Annotated in this window: 17 protein-coding genes; 8 read left to right on the top strand and 9 right to left on the bottom strand. The window is 72.1% G+C overall.

What is annotated here, in order from left to right:
• Positions 1-64: 64 nt before the first annotated feature.
• The 4 genes from ACZ39I_RS08185 to ACZ39I_RS08170 all read right to left on the bottom strand — a co-directional run bounded on the left by ACZ39I_RS08185 (position 65) and on the right by ACZ39I_RS08170 (position 7,043).
• Positions 65-3,796 carry an nSTAND1 domain-containing NTPase gene (locus ACZ39I_RS08185; RefSeq protein WP_467243641.1) on the bottom strand — a complete coding sequence of 1,244 codons (3,732 nt, stop codon included), beginning with the start codon at positions 3,794-3,796 and terminating at the stop codon, positions 65-67.
• Between the two features lie 120 nt (positions 3,797-3,916).
• Entirely contained in the window at positions 3,917-5,608 is a 1,692-nt protein-coding gene (locus ACZ39I_RS08180) for a rhamnogalacturonan lyase B N-terminal domain-containing protein (RefSeq protein ID WP_467243640.1), read from the bottom strand.
• A 99-nt stretch (positions 5,609-5,707) separates the two neighbouring features.
• A complete protein-coding gene (locus ACZ39I_RS08175) occupies positions 5,708-6,067 on the bottom strand; it encodes a hypothetical protein (RefSeq protein WP_467243639.1) in 360 nt (119 codons plus the stop codon).
• A 214-nt stretch (positions 6,068-6,281) separates the two neighbouring features.
• Positions 6,282-7,043, bottom strand: a complete 762-nt coding sequence (locus ACZ39I_RS08170; RefSeq protein WP_467243638.1) for a ZIP family metal transporter — start codon at positions 7,041-7,043, stop codon at positions 6,282-6,284.
• A gap of 171 nt (positions 7,044-7,214) precedes the next feature.
• Between ACZ39I_RS08170 and ACZ39I_RS08165 the strand changes: the two genes are divergently transcribed.
• Entirely contained in the window at positions 7,215-8,411 is a 1,197-nt protein-coding gene (locus ACZ39I_RS08165) for a PP2C family protein-serine/threonine phosphatase (protein WP_467243637.1), read from the top strand.
• 51 nt (positions 8,412-8,462) lie between these two features.
• Here ACZ39I_RS08165 and ACZ39I_RS08160 read toward each other — a convergent pair whose 3' ends face one another.
• Both ACZ39I_RS08160 and ACZ39I_RS08155 read right to left on the bottom strand, forming a co-directional pair.
• Positions 8,463-8,837, bottom strand: coding sequence for an STAS domain-containing protein (locus tag ACZ39I_RS08160; RefSeq protein ID WP_467243636.1), 375 nt, complete (start codon positions 8,835-8,837; stop codon positions 8,463-8,465).
• Positions 8,838-9,356: 519 nt separating this feature from the next.
• Complete coding sequence (locus ACZ39I_RS08155; protein WP_467243635.1) at positions 9,357-9,623, bottom strand: hypothetical protein; 267 nt, start codon at positions 9,621-9,623, stop codon at positions 9,357-9,359.
• A gap of 392 nt (positions 9,624-10,015) precedes the next feature.
• On the opposite strand from ACZ39I_RS08155, the gene pgm reads away from it, so the two are divergent.
• From pgm to ACZ39I_RS08140, 3 genes are all read left to right on the top strand, one after another.
• On the top strand, positions 10,016-11,656 hold the full coding sequence (pgm, locus tag ACZ39I_RS08150) for a phosphoglucomutase (alpha-D-glucose-1,6-bisphosphate-dependent) (protein WP_467243634.1): 1,641 nt from the start codon (positions 10,016-10,018) through the stop codon (positions 11,654-11,656).
• A gap of 5 nt (positions 11,657-11,661) precedes the next feature.
• On the top strand, positions 11,662-12,561 hold the full coding sequence (locus ACZ39I_RS08145) for an amidohydrolase family protein (RefSeq protein ID WP_467243633.1): 900 nt from the start codon (positions 11,662-11,664) through the stop codon (positions 12,559-12,561).
• 292 nt (positions 12,562-12,853) lie between these two features.
• Positions 12,854-13,975 carry an SGNH/GDSL hydrolase family protein gene (locus ACZ39I_RS08140; RefSeq protein ID WP_467243632.1) on the top strand — a complete coding sequence of 374 codons (1,122 nt, stop codon included), beginning with the start codon at positions 12,854-12,856 and terminating at the stop codon, positions 13,973-13,975.
• Positions 13,976-13,999: 24 nt separating this feature from the next.
• Here the strand turns inward: ACZ39I_RS08140 and ACZ39I_RS08135 are convergent, their stop codons facing one another.
• The 3 genes from ACZ39I_RS08135 to ACZ39I_RS08125 form a co-directional block, all read right to left on the bottom strand.
• Complete coding sequence (locus ACZ39I_RS08135; RefSeq protein ID WP_467243631.1) at positions 14,000-14,917, bottom strand: SCO2400 family protein; 918 nt, start codon at positions 14,915-14,917, stop codon at positions 14,000-14,002.
• Positions 14,918-15,168: 251 nt separating this feature from the next.
• Positions 15,169-16,371, bottom strand: coding sequence for a hypothetical protein (locus tag ACZ39I_RS08130; protein WP_467243630.1), 1,203 nt, complete (start codon positions 16,369-16,371; stop codon positions 15,169-15,171).
• Positions 16,372-16,463: 92 nt separating this feature from the next.
• Positions 16,464-17,186, bottom strand: coding sequence for a TetR/AcrR family transcriptional regulator (locus ACZ39I_RS08125; RefSeq protein WP_467243629.1), 723 nt, complete (start codon positions 17,184-17,186; stop codon positions 16,464-16,466).
• 164 nt (positions 17,187-17,350) lie between these two features.
• On the opposite strand from ACZ39I_RS08125, the gene ACZ39I_RS08120 reads away from it, so the two are divergent.
• The 4 genes from ACZ39I_RS08120 (at position 17,351) to ACZ39I_RS08105 (ending at position 23,512) form a co-directional block, all read left to right on the top strand.
• A complete protein-coding gene (locus ACZ39I_RS08120; RefSeq protein WP_467243628.1) occupies positions 17,351-18,856 on the top strand; it encodes an APC family permease in 1,506 nt (501 codons plus the stop codon).
• A 21-nt stretch (positions 18,857-18,877) separates the two neighbouring features.
• On the top strand, positions 18,878-20,530 hold the full coding sequence (locus tag ACZ39I_RS08115; RefSeq protein ID WP_467243627.1) for an amidohydrolase: 1,653 nt from the start codon (positions 18,878-18,880) through the stop codon (positions 20,528-20,530).
• A 118-nt stretch (positions 20,531-20,648) separates the two neighbouring features.
• Positions 20,649-22,307: an NAD-dependent malic enzyme gene (locus tag ACZ39I_RS08110; protein ID WP_467243626.1), complete on the top strand. Its 1,659-nt coding sequence runs from the start codon at positions 20,649-20,651 to the stop codon at positions 22,305-22,307.
• Positions 22,308-22,495: 188 nt separating this feature from the next.
• Positions 22,496-23,512, top strand: coding sequence for a LacI family DNA-binding transcriptional regulator (locus ACZ39I_RS08105; RefSeq protein ID WP_467243625.1), 1,017 nt, complete (start codon positions 22,496-22,498; stop codon positions 23,510-23,512).
• The last annotated feature ends 57 nt before the right edge of the window (positions 23,513-23,569 follow it).

Raw genomic sequence — 23,569 nt, 5'->3', positions numbered from 1 at the left:
TGTGATCTCCGATCGTTCTGGCCAGCGCTGTTTTTCAGCGAGCCCCCGAGTCACCGTGAACAATTCAGTGCGCTGCCGGGCAGACCTGCCGGTACGGCGCGTCGGGGACGTACCGCCGCCACTGCGCCCGGGTCAGTCCGCCCCCGGCGCGTTCGCAGATGGCGCGGACGGCCGCGTCGGGGGCGATGGGGTGGCGTTGCAGGAGCACGTCGGGGCCGGTGGCGTAGACCGTGCCGTCGTCGCGTCCGAAGGCGAGGGAGCGGATCTCGTCCCCGGCCGTGGGCAGGTCGCCGCCGAGGAGCCGCTGGCCCGCGGTGTCCCACAGGCGGAGGGTGCCGTTGGCTCCCCCCACGGCGAGGGTGCTGCCGTCGGCGGAGAAAGCCAGTGCGCCCACGGCCTCGGTCAGGCTGGGCGGAGCGGTGTCGGCGGTGCCGGTCAGGACACCCGTGGCGTGCCGCAGGTCGGCGTCCCAGAGCGTCACGTGCCCGGTCGTGTCGCCGACGGCGAGGCGGCTGCCGTCACGGCTGAAGGCGAGGGCGGTGACCTGACGGCCGTCGGCGAGAGCCCATCCGGTGACCTTGCCGGAGGTCAGGTCGGCGTACTGGTCCAGTTCGCCGACGAGGAGCCGGCCGTCCGGCCGCACGGCCACGGCCTGCCCGAAGAGGCCGTGCAGGGTCCGCGGGCCGCGGTGGGTCCGGGTGTCCCAGACCTCCGCCGCCTCGCCGTCGCCCGCGGAACGTACGGCCAGCAACGTGCGCCCGCCGGTGCCCAGGGCGAGCGCGGAGACCGGGCGGTCGGCCGCTCCGGAGGTGGTGAAGCTCGTACGGACCGTATGGGCCCGTACGTCCCACACGGTGAACCGCAGCCGCAGGGAGCCGCCCGAGGAGGTGGTGTCGGCGACGGCGAGCGTCCGGCCGTCCGGGCTGAAGGCCGACAGCGGGGTGCCGTCGCCGGTGTCGTCCGGCAGGGGACCGAGCGTGCTCCGCGCGAGGACCGCGCCGCTGCCGGTGGAACGCAGGTCGAGGCGGTAGCCGTGCCCGGACCGGGTGACGGTGGCGAGGGTGGTGCCGTCCGGGTCGAGGAGCGTGGCGTCGGCCGGGGTGCTCTGCCAGGGGGCGGCGAGGCGGTCGGTGAGGTCGAGGGTGTGGACGGTGGCGCGGTCGAGGTAGCGCAGGGTCCGGCGGCCGTGGTCCGGGGTCCATGTCAGCCCGCTGACCTCCGCGCCGGCCAGCGGCCGGTGGAAGATCTGCCCGCCCCCCGACGCCAGCCGCCATACGGCGATTTCCCGGTCGTCGGTCGTGGCGAGGAACTCTCCGTCCGGGGAGAGGTCGGCCTGGGCGAAGCCCGTGGTGCCGCCGCTGGCGAAGTCGGCGACGACGCGCCCACTGCGGACGTTCCAGACGGTGGCCGCTGTGCCGTGGGCCACGGCCAGCCGGCTGCCGTCCGCGCTGAGGCGCAGCAGCCGCTCCCCGCCGTCGGCTCCCGTGCCGGTGCCGCAGACCAGGGCGTCCGCCTTGTCCCACTCCCCGGACAGCTGCCTGCCGCGGACGGTGTCCCACACCTGCGGCGGGCCCTGGGCGGGACAGAGCGCGGCCAGGCGGCCGCCGGGGCCGAGGGCCGACGTGGTGACGGTGCGCGAGACGCCGGTGGTGAAGAGGACCCTGCCGTCGCCCGTCCGCCGGACCTGCACCTGGCCGGGCCCGTCGATCGGCTGGGCGAGGTACGCGTCTCCGGCCGGCGTGGTCGCCCCGATCTCCGTATCGCCCAGATCGGCGGCGGACCTCTCCTTGGGGAGGTCCCACAGGGTGCCGTCGGCCGCCCCGGTCAGGACGAGGAAGTGCCCGTCGGGGCCGACGTCCGACGCCTCGGTGCCGTTCGGCAGGCGGTAGGCGCCCGCGCGACGGTGCCCGGCCACACTCCACGCCGTGACACGGCTGCCGTCGGCCCTGAGCAGGGTGCGGCCCCGGTCGGTGAGGAAGCGCCGGACGTCCTCGCCGGCCTGCGGGTCGGTGAAGGCGTCCCGTTCGGGCTGGGCGAGCGCGCCCAGCAAGGCCGAGCGGGACTCGGTCAGCGGCGCGATCCGCCACGCGGCGGCGCCGAGCAGGGACGCGGTACGGGGATCGGTGGCGCGCAGGCTCTCGGCGACGGTGGCCAGACGCCGGGCTGCGGCCTTGGCGGACTCCTCCTCGCTCACCCGATCGCGCTGCCAGGCGACGAGTCCCGCGGTCAGCGCGAGCACGAGGAACACGCACAGACCGATGGCGAGGGCCCGGGTGCGGCGGGCGGCGCGCGTCCCGGCGTCCCGCTCGGCGGCACGGGCCGCGGCCGAGGCGGTCAGGAAGGCCCGCTCCAGCCGGGTGAGGTCGTCGTTCTCCTCCGCCTGCCGCTGCCTGCCGAACAGCTCCTCGGCGCGGTCCAGTCGTGCCCCCCGGTACAGCGCGCCGGGATCACGGTCCAGCTCCTCCCAGGCGCGGGCGGCCTCCCCGAGGATCCGCTGGGCGCGCAGCCGCTCCCGGCTCTCCTCGATCCAGCCGGCGAGCCGCGGCCAGCCGGTGATCAGGGCCTCGTGGGCGAGTTCCACGGTGTCGCCGTCCAGGGTGACGAGGCGGGCGGCGGCCAGACGCTCCAGGACGTCCGGCGCACCCGGTCCCAACTCGGACCGCGATGCCGGGCGGCGCGTGTCGGCCGTACGGTCGCCCGGGGCGATGAGCCGCAGCAGGATGCGCCGGGCGGTACGGGTCCGGCCCTCGTCCAGGTCGCCGTAGACCTGCTCGGCCGTGGCGGCGATCGCCCCGCGCACACCACCCGTCTCCTCGTACGCGGCCAGCGTCAGCGTGCGGCCCCGGCGGCGACGCCATGTCTCCAGCAGGGCGTGCGAGAGCATCGGCAGCGCGCCCGGCCGGTCGCCGACCTCCTCGGCGATCCGTGCGGTCAGCACCCGCTCCACGTTGAGCCCCGCCGCGGTCGCCGGGCCGGTGACGACCTCCCGCAGCTCGTCCGCGTTCATCGGCCCGACCAGCAGGTTCGCCTGAGCGACCGCCTCCGCCAGCTCCCGGTGCTCGGCACAGTGACCGTAGAAGTCACCGCGTACGGCGACCACCACCCGCAGCCGGCTCTCCGGCTCACGCGCGCCGAGCAACAGGTCCAGGAAGCCGTCCCGCTCCTCCCGGTCGTGGCAGAGCGTGAACAACTCCTCGAACTGATCGACGATCACCCAGGTGTCCAGCTCGCCGTCCTGGGGAACGAGCGCCTGCCGGTGCGTGTGGGCGGGCCGCTCGCCGGGGGTGAGAACCCGGACCACGGCCGGGCGGCCGGTCCCCCTGTCTTCCCGCAGCAACGGAATGAGGCCGGCCCGCAGAAGCGAGGACTTGCCGCTGCCGGAGGGCCCGAACACCGCCGCGAACCGGTGCGCGTGCGCCAGGTGCAGCAACTCGCGGACCAGTTCCGCCCGGCCGAAGAACAGGTCGCTGTCAGCCGGTTCGAAGCGGGCCAGCCCACGGTACGGCGCCCGCTCGTCGGCCGTGGGTGCCCGCAGCTCGGTGTCCGCCTCCCGCCAGCGGGCCGCCCATTCGTCCGGGTCGGCGTCGAGCGCCTCGGCGTACGCGCGCACCACCGCCAGTGTCGGCAGCTGGTCGCCGGCCGCGGCCTGCGACAGCGCGGTCGTGGAGTAGCCGGCCCGCTCGGCCATCTCCCGGTACGGCGGCTTGCCGGCCTTCTCCCTCAGCAGGCGCAGGTCGTGCGCGAGGCGCTGGACCGGACCGGCACCGGGGTCGACCGGTTTTTCTCGTCGGCCCACCTGGTGGCACCTTTCAACCCGCGAACAACTCTCGAACAACCCGGGAACACAAAACGGAGCTCAACCTACGTTTTCAGTCATCCGTAGGCAATCCCGGTCCACCACGCGGGAACGCCCAGCTCAGGGCACCAGCTCGATGGCGTCGTAGGAGACCCCGGGGCTGAGGTAGGCGGTGCCGCCGGAGCCGCTGACGATGTCGATCGTCAGCTCCTGGTAGGCGTCGGCGGACCCGGCCCAGGCGCTTGCCGGGATGGCGTAGCTGTAGGTGTGGTTGGTGCCCCGGTAGGAGCCGACGGTCAGGGAGCGGGTCGTGGGTTCCTTGGCGGGCTGGGGTACGGCGGAGACCCAGTCGTTGACCTTGATCCGGGGCCTGCCGTTGGCGAACGCGGTGGTGATGCCGATGTTGAGGGTGTGGCCGGAGGCCAGCTGCTGCTGCGTCAGCCGGAAGCGGATCTTCAGTTTGTTGTTGATGTCCGCCCACTGGTAGCAGGGGAAGTCCGCCGCGGCGGAGGAGCCCACCGTGTGGACACCGGTGGCCCAGGGCCTCGCCCGCGCGTCGGAGGGGTGCATGGTGGTCATGAGGGAGGCGTTCTTGAAGCCGCCGGGGGTGCCGGTCCAGTCGCCGATGCGCCAGATCGCGGGGTTCCGGCTCGGGTCGGCGGTGACCTTCAGTGTGTGCAGGGCCGTCGTCCTCCCGGCCGTGACGGTGACGGACTCGGTGTGGACGGCGAGTTCGTCCTTGTACACGGTGAGCGTGTAGGTGCCCGGAAGCATGTACGGGGAGAGGAAGTGCCCGGTGGCCGCGTCGGCCTTCGCCCAGTACTGGGCGGCGGCGTTCGCGAAGCCCACGGTGGAGGCGTGGCCGTCGCTCCGGCCGCTGATGCCCACGCCGGCGACCCGTCCGCGACCGGCGCGGCCGACCCAGCCGACCAGGCCCAGACCGTCGACCCAGGAGGTGTCGATGACGTCGTGGGAGAGGGAGCGGGCGGGTGCGCCGCCGTCGGTGAAGGCGAGGACGTAGGGGCCCTGGAGGCCGAAGCGCATCGGCTCGGTCTGGTTCTCGCCGTAGTACAGGATCTCGTACAGCCCGGCGCCGTCCTCGTAGTGGTGGCGCATGAGCGAGCGGTAGAAGGGGCCGCCGGAGGCCTTCTCGTGGTTGCTGCGCACCATCCACATGCCGGTCCTGCCGTCGCTCCAGCCGACGTGGTCGTAGTCGATGACGCGCTGGTTGGAGTAGTGCTTGGAGCGGGTGGTGCCGTTCGGCTTGCGGCGGATGTCCTGGGCCTCGATCAGGGCGTCGGTGCGCGCGTCCCAGGTGTCGGGGTTGTTGTTGGGGAACAGGCCCGGCCTGACGCGGACGATGTAGCGGGTGGCGGTGATGGAGGTGTCCGCCTTGTTCGTCCACATGTAGACGTTGTTCTCGCCCCGTCGGGCTGCGTAGTAGTGGTGCATCGTGCCGTGCACGACGGTGACCAGGATCGTGTCGCCGGTCTTGCGGATGCTCACGGACGAGGCGCCGAGCCCCGTCTCGACGTGGGAGTTGCGGTTGCCGTAGCCCTGGTACTCGGTGCCCTTGTGGACCAGGGAGGTCAGGTCGCCGTTGCGGTGGTCGACCTTGAAGACCAGGTCGGCGCCAGTGGTGATGACGTAGGCCCGACCGTCGTCGCGGTACCCGAAGGCGCTGGGCGCCGCGTCGGCGCTGGCGAGCAGGGGGCCGGCGACCGCGGCGCCCCCGCCGAGGACGAGTCCGCCGGCGGCGGTTCTGAGCAGGACGTCGCGGCGGGTCGGACGTCGGTGACCGTGTGCGGCCATGGTGGTTCCGTTCGTGAGCAAGAGACTGACGGGCTGGGGTGTGCGCGGCGGTGGCGGCCGGACCGGACCCGGTCCGCCACCGCCGGGTGCGCCTTCCGGTTACCGGACGGTGCGGTAGGCGTTGCGGATCGTGCCGGTGTAGGTGTTGCCGGCGGTGTCGGCGAGGTCTGCCCTGAAGGAGACGGTGCCGGGCCGCTTCGGGTTGGTAAGGGCCAGGTAAGGCTTGCCGCTCGCCGTGCCGTGCAGGGTGACCGGCTTCCAGGTGCGCCCGCCGTCGTACGACACCTTCGCGCTCAGCGACCTCAGGTGCCCCTTGGCCGCCGCCGGGCCTTGCAGGGACAGCGGGACGGTGATCCGGGCGCCCGCCTTCGCGGTGCCCGTGACGTGATCGGTGCGGCGGAGGTGACCGCCGCGGACGTGGTCAGGCCGGTCAGGGCCAGGACGGCGGCGATGCCGCACCAGGTCCTGGCGTGCCCGGTCGGTCTCCTCGTGGTTCGTCGGTGCTGGTGCCGCAAAGGAAGGTCCCTTTCCCCGTCATCGGTGCGTCGTCCGCAGGTCGCACCGACTCTGCAAGGGCGGGGAGTTGTTCAGTAGGCCCTGACCAGCACTGAAAAAAAGGGAGTGTCGCCTGATGAGCGACCGGTGGAAACCAGAGACGCGCCCGATCCACCGGTCAGACGTGTGAAAGGGCGAAGGAGACCAGGAAGCCGCTCACAGTGATCAGTCCGATGGCCAGGTGGGCGTCCTCGAACGCCTCGGGGATCATCGTGTCGGCGACCATGGCGAGGATCGCGCCGGCCGCCACGGCGGTCACCGCGGCGATCCACGCGGTGGAGAGGGAGCCGACCACGGTGTAGCCGAGGACGGCCGAGACGGTGCTCGCGGCGGCGATCGCGGCCCAGACGCCGAAGACGTACCCCTTGGTGCGGCCGGCCTTCTTCATCCCCGCCGAACTGGACAGTCCCTCGGGCACGTTGCTGATGAACACCGCCGCCACGGTCACCAGGCTGACTGCGCCGCCGTCGAGCAGGCTGACACCGATCACCGCGGACTCCGGCACTCCGTCGAGCAGCGCGCCGAGCGCGAGCGCCGTCCCCGAGCCGCCCTGCTGGGCCTCCGAGGGCTGCACCGCCGACTGCGCGTGACCGGAGCGCTTGCGGTGCCGGGCTCCCCGGCGGGCCAGCCACACGTTGCCCGCGGTGTAGGCCAGGGCGCCGACGAGGGTGCCGACGACCGCGGGAGTGAGCCCCGCCTCGTCGTACGCCTCCCCGACCAGCTCGAAGGAGACCGCCGACAACAGCACCCCGGCACCGAATGCCATCACGGTCGCGATCACCTTCTGCGGCACCCGCAGCCCGTACCCCAGCGCGGCACCGAGCAGCAGCGCCGAGCCCGCCACCAGCCCCCACAGTCCAGCCTGTACCACTTCAGCCATGCCGACGCGTCTACCCGTTATGGATGTGGATCAACAGATGACCAGCACGGTTGTGCGGACAACGACACCCTGTGCCAGCCGTCCCGGCAGCTTTGACCAGGCGAGATGCCGGTATCAGGTGAAGGCGCTCAGATGCGGGGAAGAAGTTGCGGCAACCGATGGGAGGTTGTTGTGGAGGGTGGAGATCTGGAACTGGGCGAGTTGCTGGCCGCTGCGGAAGCGGCCCCGCCCAGTGAGTCCGTCGACGTGGTGGCCCGCGACTTGCAGAAGCGGTTCGGTGCGGAGCGGGTGTCGTTCCTCTTCGTCGACCTCATCGGTCAGCGGCTGGTGCGGCTCGCCGCCGCCGGCGCCGATGACGGCTCGGATCCTGCCGAGCCGATAGACCTGCAGGGCAGCGTCTACGACAGCGTGCTGCGCACTCAGCGCCAGCATGTCGAACCGGACGGCCAGGGCGGACGGCGCGTCATCACGCCGGTCACCAACCGCGGCGACTGCATCGGCGTACTGGAGGTGACCCTGCAGTCCGCGGACGACACCGTGCTGGGGCAGGTCCGCGAGGCGGCGCACGCGCTCGCCTACATCATCGTCACGGACGGGCGCTTCACCGACCTGTACCACCTGGGCCGGCGCACCACCGAGACCAGCCTGGCCGCCGAGATCCAGCACCAGCTGCTGCCCTCGGCGCCCTGCTGCGAGGCGGACCAGTTCACCCTCGCCGCCGGGCTGGTGCCGGCCGACGACATCGGTGGCGACACCTACGACTACACCCTCGACCGCGACACCCTGCACCTGTCCATCACCGACGCGATGGGTCACGACACGAACTCCGCGCTGCTGGCCACCCTGCTGGTCGGTGCGCTGCGGCGGTCCCGGCGCAGCGGCTGTGACGCCCTGGAGCAGGCCGACGACGCCCATCAGGCCCTGCTGAGCCACGGCCGCGGGCTGGCCACCGGGCAGTTGCTCTGCGTCGACCTGGAAACGGGCCTGTGCGAACTGGTCAACGCCGGCCATCCCTGGCCGCTGCGGCTGCGTGACGGCGTCGTCGAAGAGATCAAGCTCGCCGTCAATCTGCCGTTCGGGGTGGCCACACCCGCCTCCTACCAGCTCCAGGAACTGCACCTGCGTCCCGGGGACCGGCTGATCCTGCTCACCGACGGCATGCTGGAGCGCGGTGCCGCGACGGCCGACCTGGCCTCGGTGATCCACGACACCGGCGCGCTGCATCCGAGAGAAGCCGTCCGGGCCCTGACCGCCGCGGTCCTCGATGCCTGCCACGGCAGCCTCAGAGACGACGCCACGGTCCTGATACTGGACTGGCACGGCGATCGCCGCAGCCCGGCCGGAACCAGACCGGACCCACAGCGCTGATCCGCAGCGGTCCGGGCATTCGCGTCGGCCGTGAACGCGGAGGTCAGGGAGTCAGGGGTTCAGGGCCTGCTCGAGCGTGGGATGGCAGGCGATGACGGTGTCCAGGCCGACAAGTTCGAGAACGCGTAGCACCGACTGCCGGGGGGCCGCCAGGCGCAGCCATCCGTGAGCCGCGCTGACCTGGTGGTGGACATGGACGAAGACGTTGATGCCGGTGGAGTCCAGGAAGGTCACGCCGCTGAGGTCCGCCACGACCCGAGGTGGCGGACCGTCGTCAGGGCCGTCCTCGGGCAGCAGGGCCGTGCTCAGTTCGTCCTTGACGTCGTGGTCGATGTCTCCGTGCAGGGCCACCACGCGGATGCCGTCGACCGTGGAGTGCGCGACGGACAGCTGTCCGGGTCGGCCTGTTGGCGATATGTCGGTCACGGTTCCTCATCTGAACTCGGCTGCTGGGGGGCAGCGTCCGCGGACGATTGTGCCGCACCGTCCGGGCCGGTCGCACCGGGGCGTCTGTGCCGAACCTCGCCGGTCGGTCGGTCTCGCCCTGGCGGGAGGCGCCGGACGCACCGGCGGCGCCCGGTGATTTTCGACCGCCGCTCCACGGGAACGCTTTCCGGGCACCCTCTGGCTCCTCACCCCTGGACCGCCGCTGCCCACCAGGTCGACTCACCCCGAGGTCTGCGATCCCCCATGAAAGGCATGACCGGCACCCCGCCCAGAGGCTCCTCGCCCCTCCCGGTGTACCTGACCTCGGCCGTCCTCGCCCGGACCGCCGACGAGGGAGCTCTGGCCCTCGTCCTGCTGACCGGCCGGCGCACCGGCCGCGTCGGCACCGGGCCGGGTCCGGCCGAGGCGCGCCCCGCCCCTTGCCTTCCGCGCGGGACACTCCACGCGGGCGTTGAGCAAGGACGCGGGAACGGACCTGGCGCGAGGGCGGGCCGTACGTCACCCGGCGGGTTCGATGCGCAGGACGGCGGCCGCGTCGAGGACGTCGACGACCTTCAGGCTCATGGCGTTGTTGATGGTCGCGGCGGGCCCCTCCGCACAGCTGAACGTGACACCGCCCCCGCCCTCCGACGAAACGCCGCCGCCCCCGGAACAGCCCGAGACGCTGTAGCCGGACCCGGTCAGCCGGGCGACCATGTCGACCTTGCCGCCCGCGATCGCCGTCACCCTGATCGGCCCGAGGCCGTACGCCTCCGGCACGCTCACGGCGTCTCCCACCGCGACCCTGATCTCACACGTGCCGTCGGCACACGGCCCGGTCGGCGAGGGCGACGGAGTGGACGACGGCGTGGACGTCTCCGCGGGGCCGGAGGCCGACCCGGATCCGGACCTGCCGGGCCGGCCCTCGGACGTGGACCCGTCGGAGGAGTTCGAGGAACACGACACGAGAACGGCGGACGCGCAGGCGACCACAGTGGCGACGGCGGCGGCGGTGGATGAGGTGCTGCTACGCATCATGGGTGCCATCGAACCCCCGCCGCCAGCCACTTCGCGGGCAGTTGTGCGGACACAACCGCGCCCCACATGCGTCCCCGACCCCCCGGCAGGGGAGAATGGGCCCCGTACCCAACGGTCGACCCTTGCGGAGGAGCGGGGAAATGCAGAACGCGCGAGCGGGGCAGGTCGCCGGGCCCGAAGACCTCATCGACGTGGCCCGTCTGGTCACGGCGTACTACACGCTCCACCCCGACCCGGCCGAACCGGGCCAGCGGGTGGCCTTCGGCACCTCGGGACACCGCGGTTCGTCCTTCGCGGCGGCCTTCAACGAGGACCACATCGCCGCCACCAGCCAGGCCATCTGCGAGTACCGCGCCGCCCAGGGCACCGACGGCCCGCTCTTCCTCGGCGCCGACACCCACGCCCTGTCCGAGCCCGCCCGCATCACGGCCCTGGAGGTGTTCGCGGCCAACGGCGTGACCGTCCTCATCGACCAGGCCGACGGCTACACCCCCACCCCCGCCGTCTCGCACGCCATCCTGACCCACAACCGGCAGCGGACCTCGGCACTCGCCGACGGAGTCGTCGTCACCCCCTCGCACAACCCGCCCGCCGACGGCGGCTTCAAGTACAACCCGCCCAACGGCGGCCCCGCCGGATCCGAGGCGACCTCCTGGATCCAGGACCGCGCCAACGAGATCATCACCGGCGGCCTGAAGGACGTACGGCGCATCCCCTACGCCCGCGCCCTGGCCGCCCCCGGCACCGGCCGCCACGACTTCCTCGGCGCCTACGTGGCCGACCTGCCGAACGTGCTGGACCTGGAGGCGATCCGGTCCGCCGGGGTGCGCATCGGTGCCGACCCGCTGGGCGGTGCCGCCGTCGCCTACTGGGGCCGTATCGCCGAACAGCACCGACTCGACCTGACGGTGGTCAATCCGCTCACCGATCCCACCTGGCGCTTCATGACGCTCGACTGGGACGGCAAGATCCGCATGGACTGCTCGTCGCCCTACGCCATGGCCTCGCTCATCGAGCAGCGCGACCGGTTCGACATCGCCACCGGCAACGACGCCGACGCCGACCGGCACGGCATCGTCACACCGGACGCGGGCCTGATGAACCCGAACCACTACCTGGCCGTGGCCATCTCGTACCTGTTCTCGCACCGGGAGCAGTGGCCCGCGGGGGCCGGGATCGGCAAGACCCTGGTGTCGTCCAGCATGATCGACCGGGTCGCCGCGGACCTCGGCCGGACGCTGGTCGAGGTACCCGTCGGCTTCAAGTGGTTCGTGGACGGCCTCTCCGACGGCACGATCGGCTTCGGTGGTGAGGAGTCGGCCGGCGCGTCCTTCCTGCGCCGCGACGGTTCGGTGTGGACCACCGACAAGGACGGCATCATCCTGGCCCTGCTCGCCTCCGAGATCACGGCGGTCACCGGCAAGAGCCCCTCGCAGCACTACGCCGCGCTCACCGACCGCTTCGGCTCCCCCGCCTACGCGCGCGTCGACGCACCGGCCTCCCGCGAGGAGAAGGCCCTGCTCGCCAAGCTGTCCCCGCGCCAGGTCACCGCCGACACCCTTGCCGGAGAGCCGGTCACCCAGGTCCTCACCGAGGCACCCGGCAACGGCGCCGCCCTCGGCGGCATCAAGGTGGCCACCGCCAACGCCTGGTTCGCGGCCCGCCCCTCCGGCACCGAGGACGTCTACAAGATCTACGGGGAGTCGTTCCTCGGGCCCGACCATCTGAGCCGGGTTCAGGAGGAGGCCAGGTCCGTGGTGCTGTCGGCGCTGGGCGCCTGACCGGCATGGACGATCGCGAGGCGGCGCCGGAGGCGGAGGCCGGCGAGATCCGCCGTTTCTGGCGCGGCCTCGGTCTGCCGGGCCTGATCGACGTCCACACCCACTTCATGCCCGAGCGGGTCCTGCACAAGGTCTGGGAGTACTTCGACGGTGTCGGGACGCTGACCGGCGGACTGGAGTGGCCGATCACGTACCGGAGGGAGGAGGCGGAGAGAACGGCCCTGCTGCGGGAGTTCGGGGTCAGGGCCTTCACCGCGATGCTCTACCCGCACAAACCCGGTATGGCCAGGTGGCTGAACGGATGGGCGGCCGACTTCGCCCGCCGCACGCCCGACTGTCTGCACACCGCCACCCTCCACCCCGAGCCGGACGTCGAGTCATACGTTCGCGAGGCCGTCGAGGCAGGGGCGCGGGTCTTCAAGGCGCACGTCCAGGTGGGCGGGTACGACCCGGCCGACGAACTCCTCGACGGGGCCTGGGGGGTGCTGGCCGAGGCGGGCATCCCCGTGGTGATCCACTGCGGCTCGGGACCCGCGCCCGGCAAGCACACCGGCCCCGAGCCCGTCGCGCGGGTGCTGGCCCGCCACCCGAGGCTGCGGCTGATCGTCGCGCACATGGGCATGCCCGAGTACGAGGAGTTCCTCGACCTGGCCGAGCGGTACGACCAGGTGCGGCTGGACACGACGATGGCGTTCACCGACTTCACCGAGCGCCTCGCGCCGTTCCCGCGCCCGGCCCTGCCCCGGCTCGCCGCGCTCGGCGACCGCATCCTGCTCGGCTCCGACTTCCCCAGCATTCCCTACCCCTACCTGCACCAGCTCCACGCCCTGGAACGCCTGGACCTCGGACCGCAGTGGCTGCGTGCCGTGTGCCACGACAACGCGAGAAGCCTCTTCGACCTGTGACGGCGCTGCCGGTCACGGGCCGAGGGCAAAGGGGTGGGAGAAGGGCCGCCTCGACCTCCCCAGGTGCGACGGCCCTTCCCCCGGGTAAGCATCGACTCTGCTACCCCGAAGATCCGGACTCATGCAGGAGGGGTTGACGGACACGTGTGGTGCGGGTCACCTTGAACAACGCCAGGGGTGTGGGAGCGCTCCCGTGCCGTACGGGTCGTACAGGCAGTACTGGCCGTACTGAGCATTCCGGGGCGGGCACCACACCCCGCCCCGACCGCGCCCACCAGCCAAGGATGGCCAGATGCAGCCCCCTTCGCCCCGTCGCTTATCCCGCAGAACCCTGGTGACCGCCACCGCCGCCGGCCTGGTCGCCGCCGTCGCCGCCCCCTCGCGGGCGTCCGGCGCCGCCTCGGCCCGGTTCCACACGGTGGGCCGGGTCAAAGCCGCCGCCGACGGGTTCGTGCGCTACAGCTGGCCCGGCATCTACTTCGAGGCCCGGTTCCGCGGCACCGGCGTCGGCGTCCTCCTCGACGACTCCGTCAACGACTACGACGTCCAGGTGGACGGCAGGACCGCGGCCACCCTCGTGACCCCGGGCCGGACCACCGCCTGGGTCAGGGGACTCTCCGACACGGAACACCGCGTGCGCCTCGTCAAACGCACCGAAAGTCCCTGGAGCGAGGGCAGGTTCGGCGGCTTCGTCGCCGCTGCGGGCGGCGCGATCCTCGCCCCGCCTCCGGCCCGGCGCAGGCAGATCGAGTTCATCGGAGACTCCTACACCGCGGGCTACGGCAACCTCTCCGGCACCCGTGACTGTTCGGGCAACGGGGGAGTCGACCGGAACACCGACTCCGACCTCTCCTTCGGCGCCCTCACCGCCCGGCACCTCGGCGCCGACTACCAGATCAACGCCTTCTCCGGCCGTGGCATGGTCCGCAACTACAACGGCAGCAGCCCCGGCACCGACTTCCGCACCTACTACGACCGCGCCCTGCTGAGCGTGGCGGGCGACGTCTGGGAGAAGCCGGCCGACTGGCGGCCGCAGGTCGTCGTCATCGGGCTGGGCCTCAACGACTTCTCCACACCCCTGAACCCGGGGGAGCGCTGGAGCACGGAGGCCGAACTCGTCAGCGCCTACGAGTCCGCCTACCACGGCTTCCTCGACAAGCTGCGCGCCCGCTACGGCCCCAGGACGTTCCTCGTCGTCAGCGCCACGGGTCTGGGCTCCACCCCCTTCGCCGAGACCGTCGAAAGGATCGCCCGCACCCGCAACGCGCGGGGCGATGCGCGGGTCGGTCACTGGTACTACGCCGACACCGCCCTGGATCACCTCGGCTGCGACTGGCACCCCTCCGTGCGGGACGACCGCATCATCTCGGGCCTGCTCGACGACCACCTCGCCACGCTTCCGCTGGCCTGGTAGCGGACTGACGGGCAGGCCCGGTGTTCAGCTGATGCAGAGCAGGTTGAGCACGCACAGTCCCGAGGGATCGGTCGCGGACGACGAGGTGCCCGTCTGCGCGGTCGTCGAGCTGTCGCCACTCGTGCTCGCGCCGGTGCCCGTGTTCGTGGTCGTGGTCGTCGTGCCGGAGGTGGACGAGGTGGAGGTCTGACCCGTCGTCGTACCGGTTGTGCCGGTCGTGCCCGTGGTCGTCGTGGTCGTACCGCTCGCGCCGCCGGTGTCGGTGCCGGCCGCGGCCGACGTCGAGAGCGTGCCCTGGGACTGCGACCGCGAGGCGGTCGTCGCCGTGGGCGTGGGGGAGGTGGCGGAGTCGGTGTGGACCGACGACCGGGTCGTGGTGGACGCCGAGTCGACGGTCCGCCGGTGCGAGCCGACCTTCGTGGCGGGGGTGGACGTCGACGCCTGCTGTGCCGTGGCGGACTTCGACCCCGGGAGGGCGTCGTCCGAGGTGGGCAGCTCCGCCACACCCATGGACCGGTTGTCCGGCGAGGCGGCCGCCTGGTTGCGGGTGTTGGACTGCTGGCTCATCGCGGTGACGGTCAGGCCGCCACCGACGAGGGCGACGGCGGTCGCGACCACGGCCTTGCGCTGGTTCTTCTTCCAGCGGGCGCGCTGGCGCCGACGTGCCGCCCGCCCCTCCGCCACGACGGGAGCGTCCGCCACGTCCTCGGACGGGACGTCCGGGTCGGTGCCGGTCGCCGGCTCCTCGGGGAGGCCCGCGTCGTGCCACTTGGGTGCTTCGTCCCACGCCGCTGACGCCGTGCCCGTCGTCGCGAGGAGGTGGGAGGGGGGAGCGATGTCCGGGGCGTAGGCGCCGCATCCGGGACACGCCAGGGCGCCGTTGAGATGCCGACGGCACGAGGAGCAGTAGTCCATCTGGTCTTCCTGAGTCGACTGCACCATCGGCCCGATGGCCGTGGCCGGTCTCGTTCGCACGGAGGATCGAGCCGAGGCAAAAGTAGCGAGGCTTTCGAAAGGCGGTGTGCAGCCTGTGTGATGCTCCTGCGCAGATGTCCGAGGGGTGCGGTGGGCGCGCGGGACGTACGTCGTATTCGAGCCACTTGTCTGGCATGCGGCCCCGGCCGCAGGGTGGCGTCCAACGCGGGCCGATGTGCCGCACGGCACATCGGCCCGCGTTGGACGCCCTCCGAAGGTCAGTCGAGCCGGAGCGTCCAGAGGGTGGCGTGGTACACGCCGTCAGGGCTCGCGGGATCGCCGGACGCCGTCGCGCTGTTGCCGACCGCGGCACCCTGCCGGTCGACGTCGGACGCCGTGGAATGGACGCCTCCGACGGCGGGCAGGAGCGTGAACTCGCCGGTGTCGACCCGGTAGACGTAGGCGAAGGAGCCGGGATTGGTGTCGCCGGCGGCGAACTTTCCGGCCACGCCGTTGATGTAGGTCCGTCCCGGTCCGGGGCCGAAGGCCGACAGGGTCCTGGAGCGGAGGTCGTAGGCGTACGCACCCGGGCGCGTGATCGCCAGGACGGTGTGCCCGGTGACGACCGGGCCGTAGGACATCTCGGGGCCGAGGTCGGACCAGAGGCCACTGCGGATGTCGTACGCGAAGCCGCGTTCCGGAGGAGTCCCGGAGGAGCCGTCCGGCTTCGGCTGGAAGGTGCCGACGACCGTGTGGCCGGTGATCGAGGTGACCTTGCTGGAGACGCCGTTGTCGTAGGCGCTCAGATCGGTCCAGGCCCGGGTGCGCAGGTCGTGGACGTAGGCATGGCCGCCCTCGAACGGCGTGTCGGGGTAGTCCCAGGTCCCCGCGACGTACCGGCCCTCGGAGGTCCCGGCCGCGGTGCTGGTCCCGTCCGGGCCGACCGGAGAGTCGAGTTCGGTCAGGACGCGGGTGCGGGGATCGTACGCGAAGGCGTGGGTGTTCTGGTTGCCGGGTGTCCTGGCGCTTCCCACCACCAAGCCGCCGCTGATGGCGGTGACATGGCTGTCGCCGCCGCCGAAGGTGCCGATGCTCTGCGTGCGGTGGGTGCGCAGGTCGTGGACGTCGCCGCCCGCCAGCGAGGAATCGCCGATCACATAGCGGCCTTCGACGCCGAGGGCGAGGCTCTCCGGTCCCCCGAGCGTGCCGAGGTCGGTCATGACGTGTGTGGACCGGTCGTAGGCGAAGGCGTGCGAGTTGAAGTCGTCGCCGGCTCGTGTGGAGCTGCCGACCACCGTGTCACGGTCGAGGGCGAACCCCGAGCTGTAGGTGCCGTCGAGCGTGCCCAGGTCGACGGCGGTGTAGTGCCGTGAGGACGGCTTCGCGGGGTGGGCGAGCGCCGGGCCCGAACCGAGTCCGAGCAGTGCGAGCGCGAGCGCCGCGACCGTGGGGCGGGCACCTAATCGTCTGTGTCTCATCATGGAGTCCCCCCTATGGACAGGTGTGCGAACTTGGCGTTGCTACCGTCCAGCCACTCCAGCCAACCGCCGCCCCAGGGAACGTACGGAAAAACTCATCCGGCTGACGAACCCCCCGTGGACGTCGACCGCGTCGGCGCGCGCGCCGCCAGCGCCTCGAGGAGCAGGTCCACCGCCTCCTCGAATGAGCTGTCCGCCATCCCCGGCAGCTCGCGGCGTACCGCGGTGAGCGCCGGGTACGTCACCGGGTCCAGGTCCTGGTAGACCTCCCGCCACGCCCGCCGGTCGGCCTCGCGCTGCTGCCGGGGCAGTGCCTGGAACGCCGCGTCCGTGGCCGCGTGGCTGAGCACGGTGTCGATGAAGGCCAGGTACAGGCGGGCGGCGGCGGCCGGCGCGAAGCCCGCGGACAGCAGCAGGCCGATCCCCGTGTCCACCGCCCGGATCTCGCTGCTGCGCCGGGTCACCCGGTGCGCGGCCAGGGCGGCCGCCCGCGGATGGGCGAGGTATCCGGCACGGACCCGCAGAGCCATCTCGCGCAGCGAGGCCACCCAGTCGTCCCCGGGGACGAACCCCGCCATCGCGTCGCCGATGATCCGGTCCGCGATGGCGAGCACCAGGTCGTCGGTGTCGTGGAAGTAGCGGTACAGGGCGGTCGGGTCGCAGCCCAGCGCCGAGCCGAGCCGGCGCACGCTCAGCGCCTCGGAACCGTGCTCGCCGATCAGCCGCAGCGCCGTCTCGACGATCAGGCCCTCGGACAGCAGGACTCCGGAGCGGGTGGGCCGCCGACGTCGACGTTCCTCCGGGACACGGCTGGACATGACCGGGATCCTCTCGCCGGGGCCCTCCATGAAAGAACGACCCGGGCCCTCAGTGAACGACCCCGGCCGCCTTACGTCAACAGGGTTGACCCAATGTGGACATCGGCTGTTCCATCACCTCACCGCGCGGCTCTTCCCCGTCTCCCGTCCCCGAGGAGCCCTCCATGGCCTCCGCACCTCCCCTCTCCTCCGCTCCGAGCCCGGATCTGCGCCGTTCCCTCGGCGTCGTCGACGGCGTGGCCATCGCCGCGTCCAGCACCGCGGCCACCACCAGCATCGCCATCGGCATGGGCACGATCGCGACCATCGTGGGTCTCCAGGCCCCGGCCCTGTTGCTCCTGGCCTTCCTGCCGGTCCTCGGCATCGCCACCGCCTACGCCCGCCTGAACCGCTCGGAGCCGAACTGCGGCAACGGCTACGTCTGGGTGGGCAAGTCCCTCGGTCCCTGGCCCGGCTTCCTGACCGGCTGGGTCACCCTGGTCGGCTCCGTCATCTTCTGCGCCTACACCAGCGCGATCATGGGCTCGGTGGTCCTGGCCTTCGCCAACAAGGCCGGGCTGCACAGCCTCGCCGGCATCGTTCTCGACCCGACGTCCACCGGTGTCACCACCGCCGTCGGACTGGTGATCCTCCTCGCCCTCACCGCGCTCGCCGTCACCGGGGTGCGGGCCGCCACCCGCTTCCAGTTCGCCCTCCTGGTCTTCGAGTACACGGTCCTGCTGGCCTTCTGCGGCTGGGCCCTGATCACCGGCGACCACGCGCTCTCGCTGTCCTGGTTCAACCCCTTCGAGATCTCCAGCGGCACCACCTTCGCCCAGGGCATGGTCCTCGCGGTGTTCTTCTTCTGGGGCTGGGACGCGGCCTTCAGCGTCAACGAGGAGACGAAGAGCCCCGGCGACGCGGCCCGCGGCGGCCTCATCGCCCTCTTCGCGATGCTCGGACTGTTCCTCTTCGCCTCGGTCGCCTTCCAGCGGGAGATGAGCCTGGCCGAACTCGTCCGCAACGGCCCCCAGGCCCTGCCGTACCTCGGCGAGAAACTGGCCGCCGAACCCTGGGCCACCCTCCCCCTCGTCGCGCTGATGTTCTCCGCGGTCGCCTCCGTGCAGGCCACCCTGATCCCCACGGCACGCGGCCTGTTCGCCATGAGCCGCGACCGCACGATGGGACCGGTGTGGACCCGCCTCCACCCGCGCTACGGCACCCCCGCCGCCGGCACGGTCGTCGTGATGGCCATCGCCGCGGTGGTCGCCCTGCTCGCCGTCGCGATCCCCAAGCTGAGCGACATGCTGCTGGCCGCGGTCAACGCCATCGGTCTGATCGTCGCCCTCTACTACGGCCTCACCGCGCTCGCCTGCGCCGTGCGCTTCCGTTCCGCGCGTCACGACGGGCCGCGGGAGGCACTGCTCGCCATCGGCGTGCCCGCCGTGTCCGGCCTGATCCTGCTCGGCCTCGGCGGCTACCTCGGATACTCGTACCTGACCATGAGCGACCACTTCGAACTCAGCCCGGACAACGGCTGGTTCATGTTCTCGCTGCCCGCCGCGATCGTCCTCGCCGGCCTCGCCATGGCCGCCGTCGCCAAGTACGTGCGGCACTCGCCGTACTTCAGCACCGGGCGCGGCACCGACGCCGAGTCCCTGACCCTGCCGATGGACCGCACGGCGGTCTGACCCTTCCTGGAGTTCACCCCCATGTCACACACCGCGGACCTCGTCCTCACCGGCGGTCCCGTGCACACCGTCGATGCCGCCCGCAGCCGCGCCACCGCCGTGGCCGTGCGTGACGGGCGGATCGCCGCCGTGGGCCACGACGAGGTGCACGAGCTGATCGGCCCGCGCACCGAAGTCGTCGACCTGGCAGGGAAGTTGCTCCTGCCGGGCTTCCAGGACGCCCATGTCCACCCGCAGGGCGCCGGCCTCGAGCTCGGCCTGTGCCACCTCGCCGATACCGTCGACCCTGCCGAGTACCTGCGCCGGATCAAGGCGTACGCCGATCAGCACCAAGACGTCGAGTGGATCACCGGCGGCGGCTGGTCCCTGGAGGCGTTCCCCGGTGGGGCGCCCACGGCAGCAGCCCTCGACGCGGTGGTCCCCGACCGCCCCGTCTTCCTGCCCAACCGTGACCACCACGGCGCCTGGGTCAACAGCCGCGCCCTGCAACGCGCGGGCATCGACGCCCGTACCCCGGACCCCGCCGACGGCCGGATCGAACGCGACGCCGACGGCAACCCCACCGGCATGCTCCAGGAGGGCGCGGTCCACCTGGTCGGAAGGCTGGTTCCGGACCCCACCGCGGAGGCCCAACTCACGGCCCTGCTGCGGGCGCAGGCCGTGCTGCACTCCCACGGTGTCACCGCCTGGCAGGACGCCATCGTCGGCGCGTACGCCAACTTGACCGACCCGGCGCCCTCCTACCTCGCGGCCCTCGACCGGGGCCTGCTCACCGCCCGGGTCGTCGGCGCCCTGTGGTGGGACCGCGAGCGGGGCGCCGAACAGATCCCCGAACTCGTGGCCCGACGCGAGGAGTTGAACCGGGGACGGTTCAGGGCCGGCACCGTGAAGGTCATGCAGGACGGCATCGCGGAGAACCACACCGCCGCGATGCTCGACCCCTATCTGACCGGCTGCGGCTGCGCCTCGGACAACAGCGGCATCAGCTTCGTCGAGCCGGACGACCTGAAGAAATACGTCACCGAACTCGACGCGTCCGGCTTCCAGGTCCACTTCCACGCCCTCGGCGACCGCGCGGTGCGCGAGGCCCTGGACGCCGTGGAGTCGGCCCGCACGGCCAACGGATGGCGCGACACCCGGCACCACCTGGCCCACCTCCAGGTCGTGCACCCGTACGACATCCCCCGGTTCCGTGCCCTGGGCGCGAGCGCCAACCTCCAGATGCTGTGGGCCGCCCACGAACCCCAGATGGACGAACTGACCCTGCCCTTCCTCGGCGACGAACGCGGCGCACGGCAGTACCCCTTCGGCGACCTGCTGCGCGCCGGCACCACCCTGGCCGCCGGCAGCGACTGGCCCGTCAGCAGCCCCGACCCCTTCCAGGCCATCCATGTCGCCGTCAACCGGATCGCCCCCGACGCCCCCGAGGGCACCCCGGAGTTCCTCCCGGGGCAGCGCCTCGACCTGGGCGCCGCCATCGCCGCGTACACGGCGGGCAGCGCCTACGTGAACCACCTCGACGACATCACCGGCACCATCACCGTGGGGAAGTCGGCCGACCTGGTCGTCCTCGACCGCGACCCCTTCGCGGGCCCGCCCGAGGAGATCGCCGCCACGCGTGTCCTGCAGACCTTCGTCGAAGGGCAGCGCGTCCACGCGGCGGGGGACGCCTGAGCCGCCCATCGGGTGACACCGGGTGATTCCGTCGCCCGGGGACGGGGCAGTAGGGATGCGGACGGGGGAGTTGTGCACGCCGAAACCGTCCCTGCTGTCCTTCGAACCGAGGAACACCATGGCAACACCCAGCCCCGACCGTGTCCGGGGAACCGCCCTGCTCGCCGACCCCCTGCTCAACAAGGGGACCGCCTTCAGTCCCGAGGAACGCGCCGACCTCGGCCTGGACGGGCTGCTGCCACCGGCGACGGAGACGCTTCAGGAGCAGGCGGACCGGGCGTACGAGGCGTTCCTCGGCTACGACAAGCCGCTGAACCGGCACATCTACCTGCGCCAGCTCCAGGACACCAACGAGGTGCTCTTCTACGGCCTGCTCACCCGGCACATGGAGGAGATGCTGCCGGTCGTCTACACCCCGACGGTCGGTGAGGCCTGCCGGCGCTTCAGCGAGATCTACCGCAGGCCCCGCGGTCTGTTCCTGACCTACGAGGACCGGCACCGCTTCCGGGAGATCCTGCGCAACCGGCCGGGCGGCGAGGTCGACGTCATCGTCGTCACCGACGGCCAGCGCATCCTGGGTCTTGGCGACCAGGGCGTCGGCGGCATGGGCATCCCGATCGGCAAGCTCAGCCTCTACACCGCCATCGGCGGCATCCACCCCGCCCGCACCCTGCCGATCCTCCTCGACGTCGGCACCGACAACGAGGAACTGCTCGCGGGCGAGCACTACCTCGGCCGCAGGCAGCACCGCGTCACGGGCGACGCCTACGACGAGCTGATCGAGGCGTTCGTCTCCGCCGTGGAGGCCGAGCTCCCCGGCACCCTGCTCCAGTGGGAGGACTTCGCCACCGCCCACGCCCGCCCCATCCTCACCCGCTACCAGGACCGGCTGCTCACCTTCAACGACGACATCCAGGGCACCGCGGCCGTGGCACTCGGCGCGCTGAGCACAGCCACCAAGGTCGCCGGGACGGCCCTGACCGACCACCGGATCGTGGTCCTGGGCGCCGGATCGGCGGCGATCGGGGTCGCCGACATGATCCGCACCGCACTGGTGGAGGAGGGCCTCTCCGAACAGGACGCGGCCGACCGGTTCTGGTTCGTCGACATCGACGGCCTGCTGGTGAGCTCCCGCACCGACCTCACCCCCGAGCAGCGCGTCTACGCCCGCGACGACGAAGAGGTACGACAGTGGGGCGGGGACGCGCCCGACCTTGCCCGGGTCGTCGGCGAGGTGAAGCCGACCGTGCTGATCGGGCTGTCCACCGCGCACGGCGCCTTCACCGAAGAGATCGTGCGGACGATGGCCGAGTCCTGCGACCGGCCGGTGATCCTGCCCCTGTCCAACCCCACCTCGAACGCCGAGGCCGACCCCGCCGACCTCGCCCGCTGGACCGGCGGCAGGGCCCTGATCGCCGCCGGATCGCCCTTCCCGCCGCTGAAGGTGGACGGCCGCGAGGTGCCGGTCGCGCAGGCCAACAACGTCTACGTCTTCCCCGCGGTCGGCCTGGCGGTCACCGCCTGCCGGGCCACCCGGGTCACCGACCGCATGATGGTGGCCGCGGCCCGGGCCGTGGGCGACTGCGCGGTACGGGCCGGCACCGACGGCGCCACCCCGCTGTTGCCCCCGCTGGGGAGCATGCGGGACGCGGCCCGCGAGATCGCGCTCGCCGTGGCCCAGGCCGCCGTCGAGGACGGCGTCGCCCCGGAGGCGACGGAGGCGGAGTTGCGCGAAGCGATCGCGAAGGCCCAGTGGACCCCGCGGTACACGTCCTGAGACTCACCGGCTCACCCACAGGCCGGGCGCCGAGGCGTGCCGGACGACCGGGCCGGAGCGCGGTGGCGCCGCGCACCGGCCCGAGGGCGCCGTACCCCTCCTGAGGCGAAGAGGCGGCCCGGCGCCTGTGGCAGTATCGCCGGTGGGCGTGGGCCGCCTGCTGGGGTCGAGGGCAGAGGACGGGTGACATGGACCGGCCGCCGGGCATGATGGATGTGGCCCGGGAGGCCGGCGTCTCGCACATCACCGTCTCCCGTGTCGTCAACGACCATCCGTCGGTCAGGCCGGAGACCCGGGCCCGGGTCGAGGCGGCGATCCAGAAGCTGGGATACCGCCGCAACAGCGTCGCCAGGGCCCTCAAGAGCCGTCGCTCCTCGACGATCGGCGTGGTGATCGTCGGGTCGGAACTGTTCGAACTGCCCCGCATCCTCCTCGGCGTGGAGACCACCGCCAAGCAGGCCGGTTACTGGGTGAGCCTGGCCAGTCGGCAGGGCGAGAGCACCACCGCTGACCTCATGGAGACCCTGCAACGGCTCACCGACCAGTCCGTCGAGGCGATCGCGGTCGTCGCGGACCGGCCCGAGACGGTGGAGGCGCTGTCCGGCCTTGCCCTCGGGGTGCCGGTGGCGGTGGTGATGTCCGGCAACGTGCCCGACCCCGAGCTGAGCTTCGTCGAGGTCGACCAGGAACTCGGCGCCCGGCTCGCGGTCCGGCACCTCCTCGACCTCGGGCACCGGGACATCGCCCACCTCACGGGCGCGCTGCGCACCTTCGACGCCCGGGCCCGGGTCGAGGGCTGGCGGGCCGAACTCACCGCCGCCGCAGCCGAAGGACCCCTGCTGGAGGGCGACTTCGGCGCGGAGAGCGGGTTCCGCCTGGCCCACGAACTGTGCGACGCCGACGGCGGCCTGCCCACCGCCGTCTTCGCGGGGAACGACCAGATGGCCATGGGTGTGCTGGCCGCCTTCGCCGAACGAGGTGTGAAGGTGCCGCACGACGTGTCGGTCGTCGGCTTCGACGACATGAAGGGCGCCGGGTACCTGGTACCCGCCCTGACCACGGTCCGCCAGGACTTCGCCCACCTCGGCCGGAGCGCCATCGAGCTGTTGGTGCGCAGGGTGGACGGGGAACCGGCGCAGCGGCAGAAGATCACGCCGCGACTCGTCGTACGGCACAGCACGGCCCTACCCCGCGCGGATTCCTGAAGCGCGACTTCCGTTCGACGTTCCGCCGCCCTGCGCCAAGGGCCTCACCCAGGGAGT

The sequence above is a fragment of the Streptomyces sp. NPDC024687 genome, from assembly GCF_055559055.1.
The sequence above is the reverse complement of the archived record's forward strand: the minus strand, read 5'-3'. Positions and strand labels throughout refer to the sequence as shown.

Excerpts from the sequence above, each read along its gene's own strand:
- ACZ39I_RS08180 (WP_467243640.1), bottom strand. The coding sequence starts at position 5,608 with ATGGCCGCACACGGTCACCGACGTCCGACCCGCCGCGACGTCCTGCTC.
- ACZ39I_RS08170 (WP_467243638.1), bottom strand. The coding sequence starts at position 7,043 with ATGGCTGAAGTGGTACAGGCTGGACTGTGGGGGCTGGTGGCGGGCTCG.
- pgm (WP_467243634.1), top strand. The coding sequence starts at position 10,016 with ATGCAGAACGCGCGAGCGGGGCAGGTCGCCGGGCCCGAAGACCTCATC.
- ACZ39I_RS08145 (WP_467243633.1), top strand. The coding sequence starts at position 11,662 with ATGGACGATCGCGAGGCGGCGCCGGAGGCGGAGGCCGGCGAGATCCGC.
- ACZ39I_RS08140 (WP_467243632.1), top strand. The coding sequence starts at position 12,854 with ATGCAGCCCCCTTCGCCCCGTCGCTTATCCCGCAGAACCCTGGTGACC.
- ACZ39I_RS08135 (WP_467243631.1), bottom strand. The coding sequence starts at position 14,917 with ATGGTGCAGTCGACTCAGGAAGACCAGATGGACTACTGCTCCTCGTGC.
- ACZ39I_RS08130 (WP_467243630.1), bottom strand. The coding sequence starts at position 16,371 with ATGATGAGACACAGACGATTAGGTGCCCGCCCCACGGTCGCGGCGCTC.
- ACZ39I_RS08125 (WP_467243629.1), bottom strand. The coding sequence starts at position 17,186 with ATGTCCAGCCGTGTCCCGGAGGAACGTCGACGTCGGCGGCCCACCCGC.
- ACZ39I_RS08120 (WP_467243628.1), top strand. The coding sequence starts at position 17,351 with ATGGCCTCCGCACCTCCCCTCTCCTCCGCTCCGAGCCCGGATCTGCGC.
- ACZ39I_RS08115 (WP_467243627.1), top strand. The coding sequence starts at position 18,878 with ATGTCACACACCGCGGACCTCGTCCTCACCGGCGGTCCCGTGCACACC.
- ACZ39I_RS08110 (WP_467243626.1), top strand. The coding sequence starts at position 20,649 with ATGGCAACACCCAGCCCCGACCGTGTCCGGGGAACCGCCCTGCTCGCC.
- ACZ39I_RS08105 (WP_467243625.1), top strand. The coding sequence starts at position 22,496 with ATGGACCGGCCGCCGGGCATGATGGATGTGGCCCGGGAGGCCGGCGTC.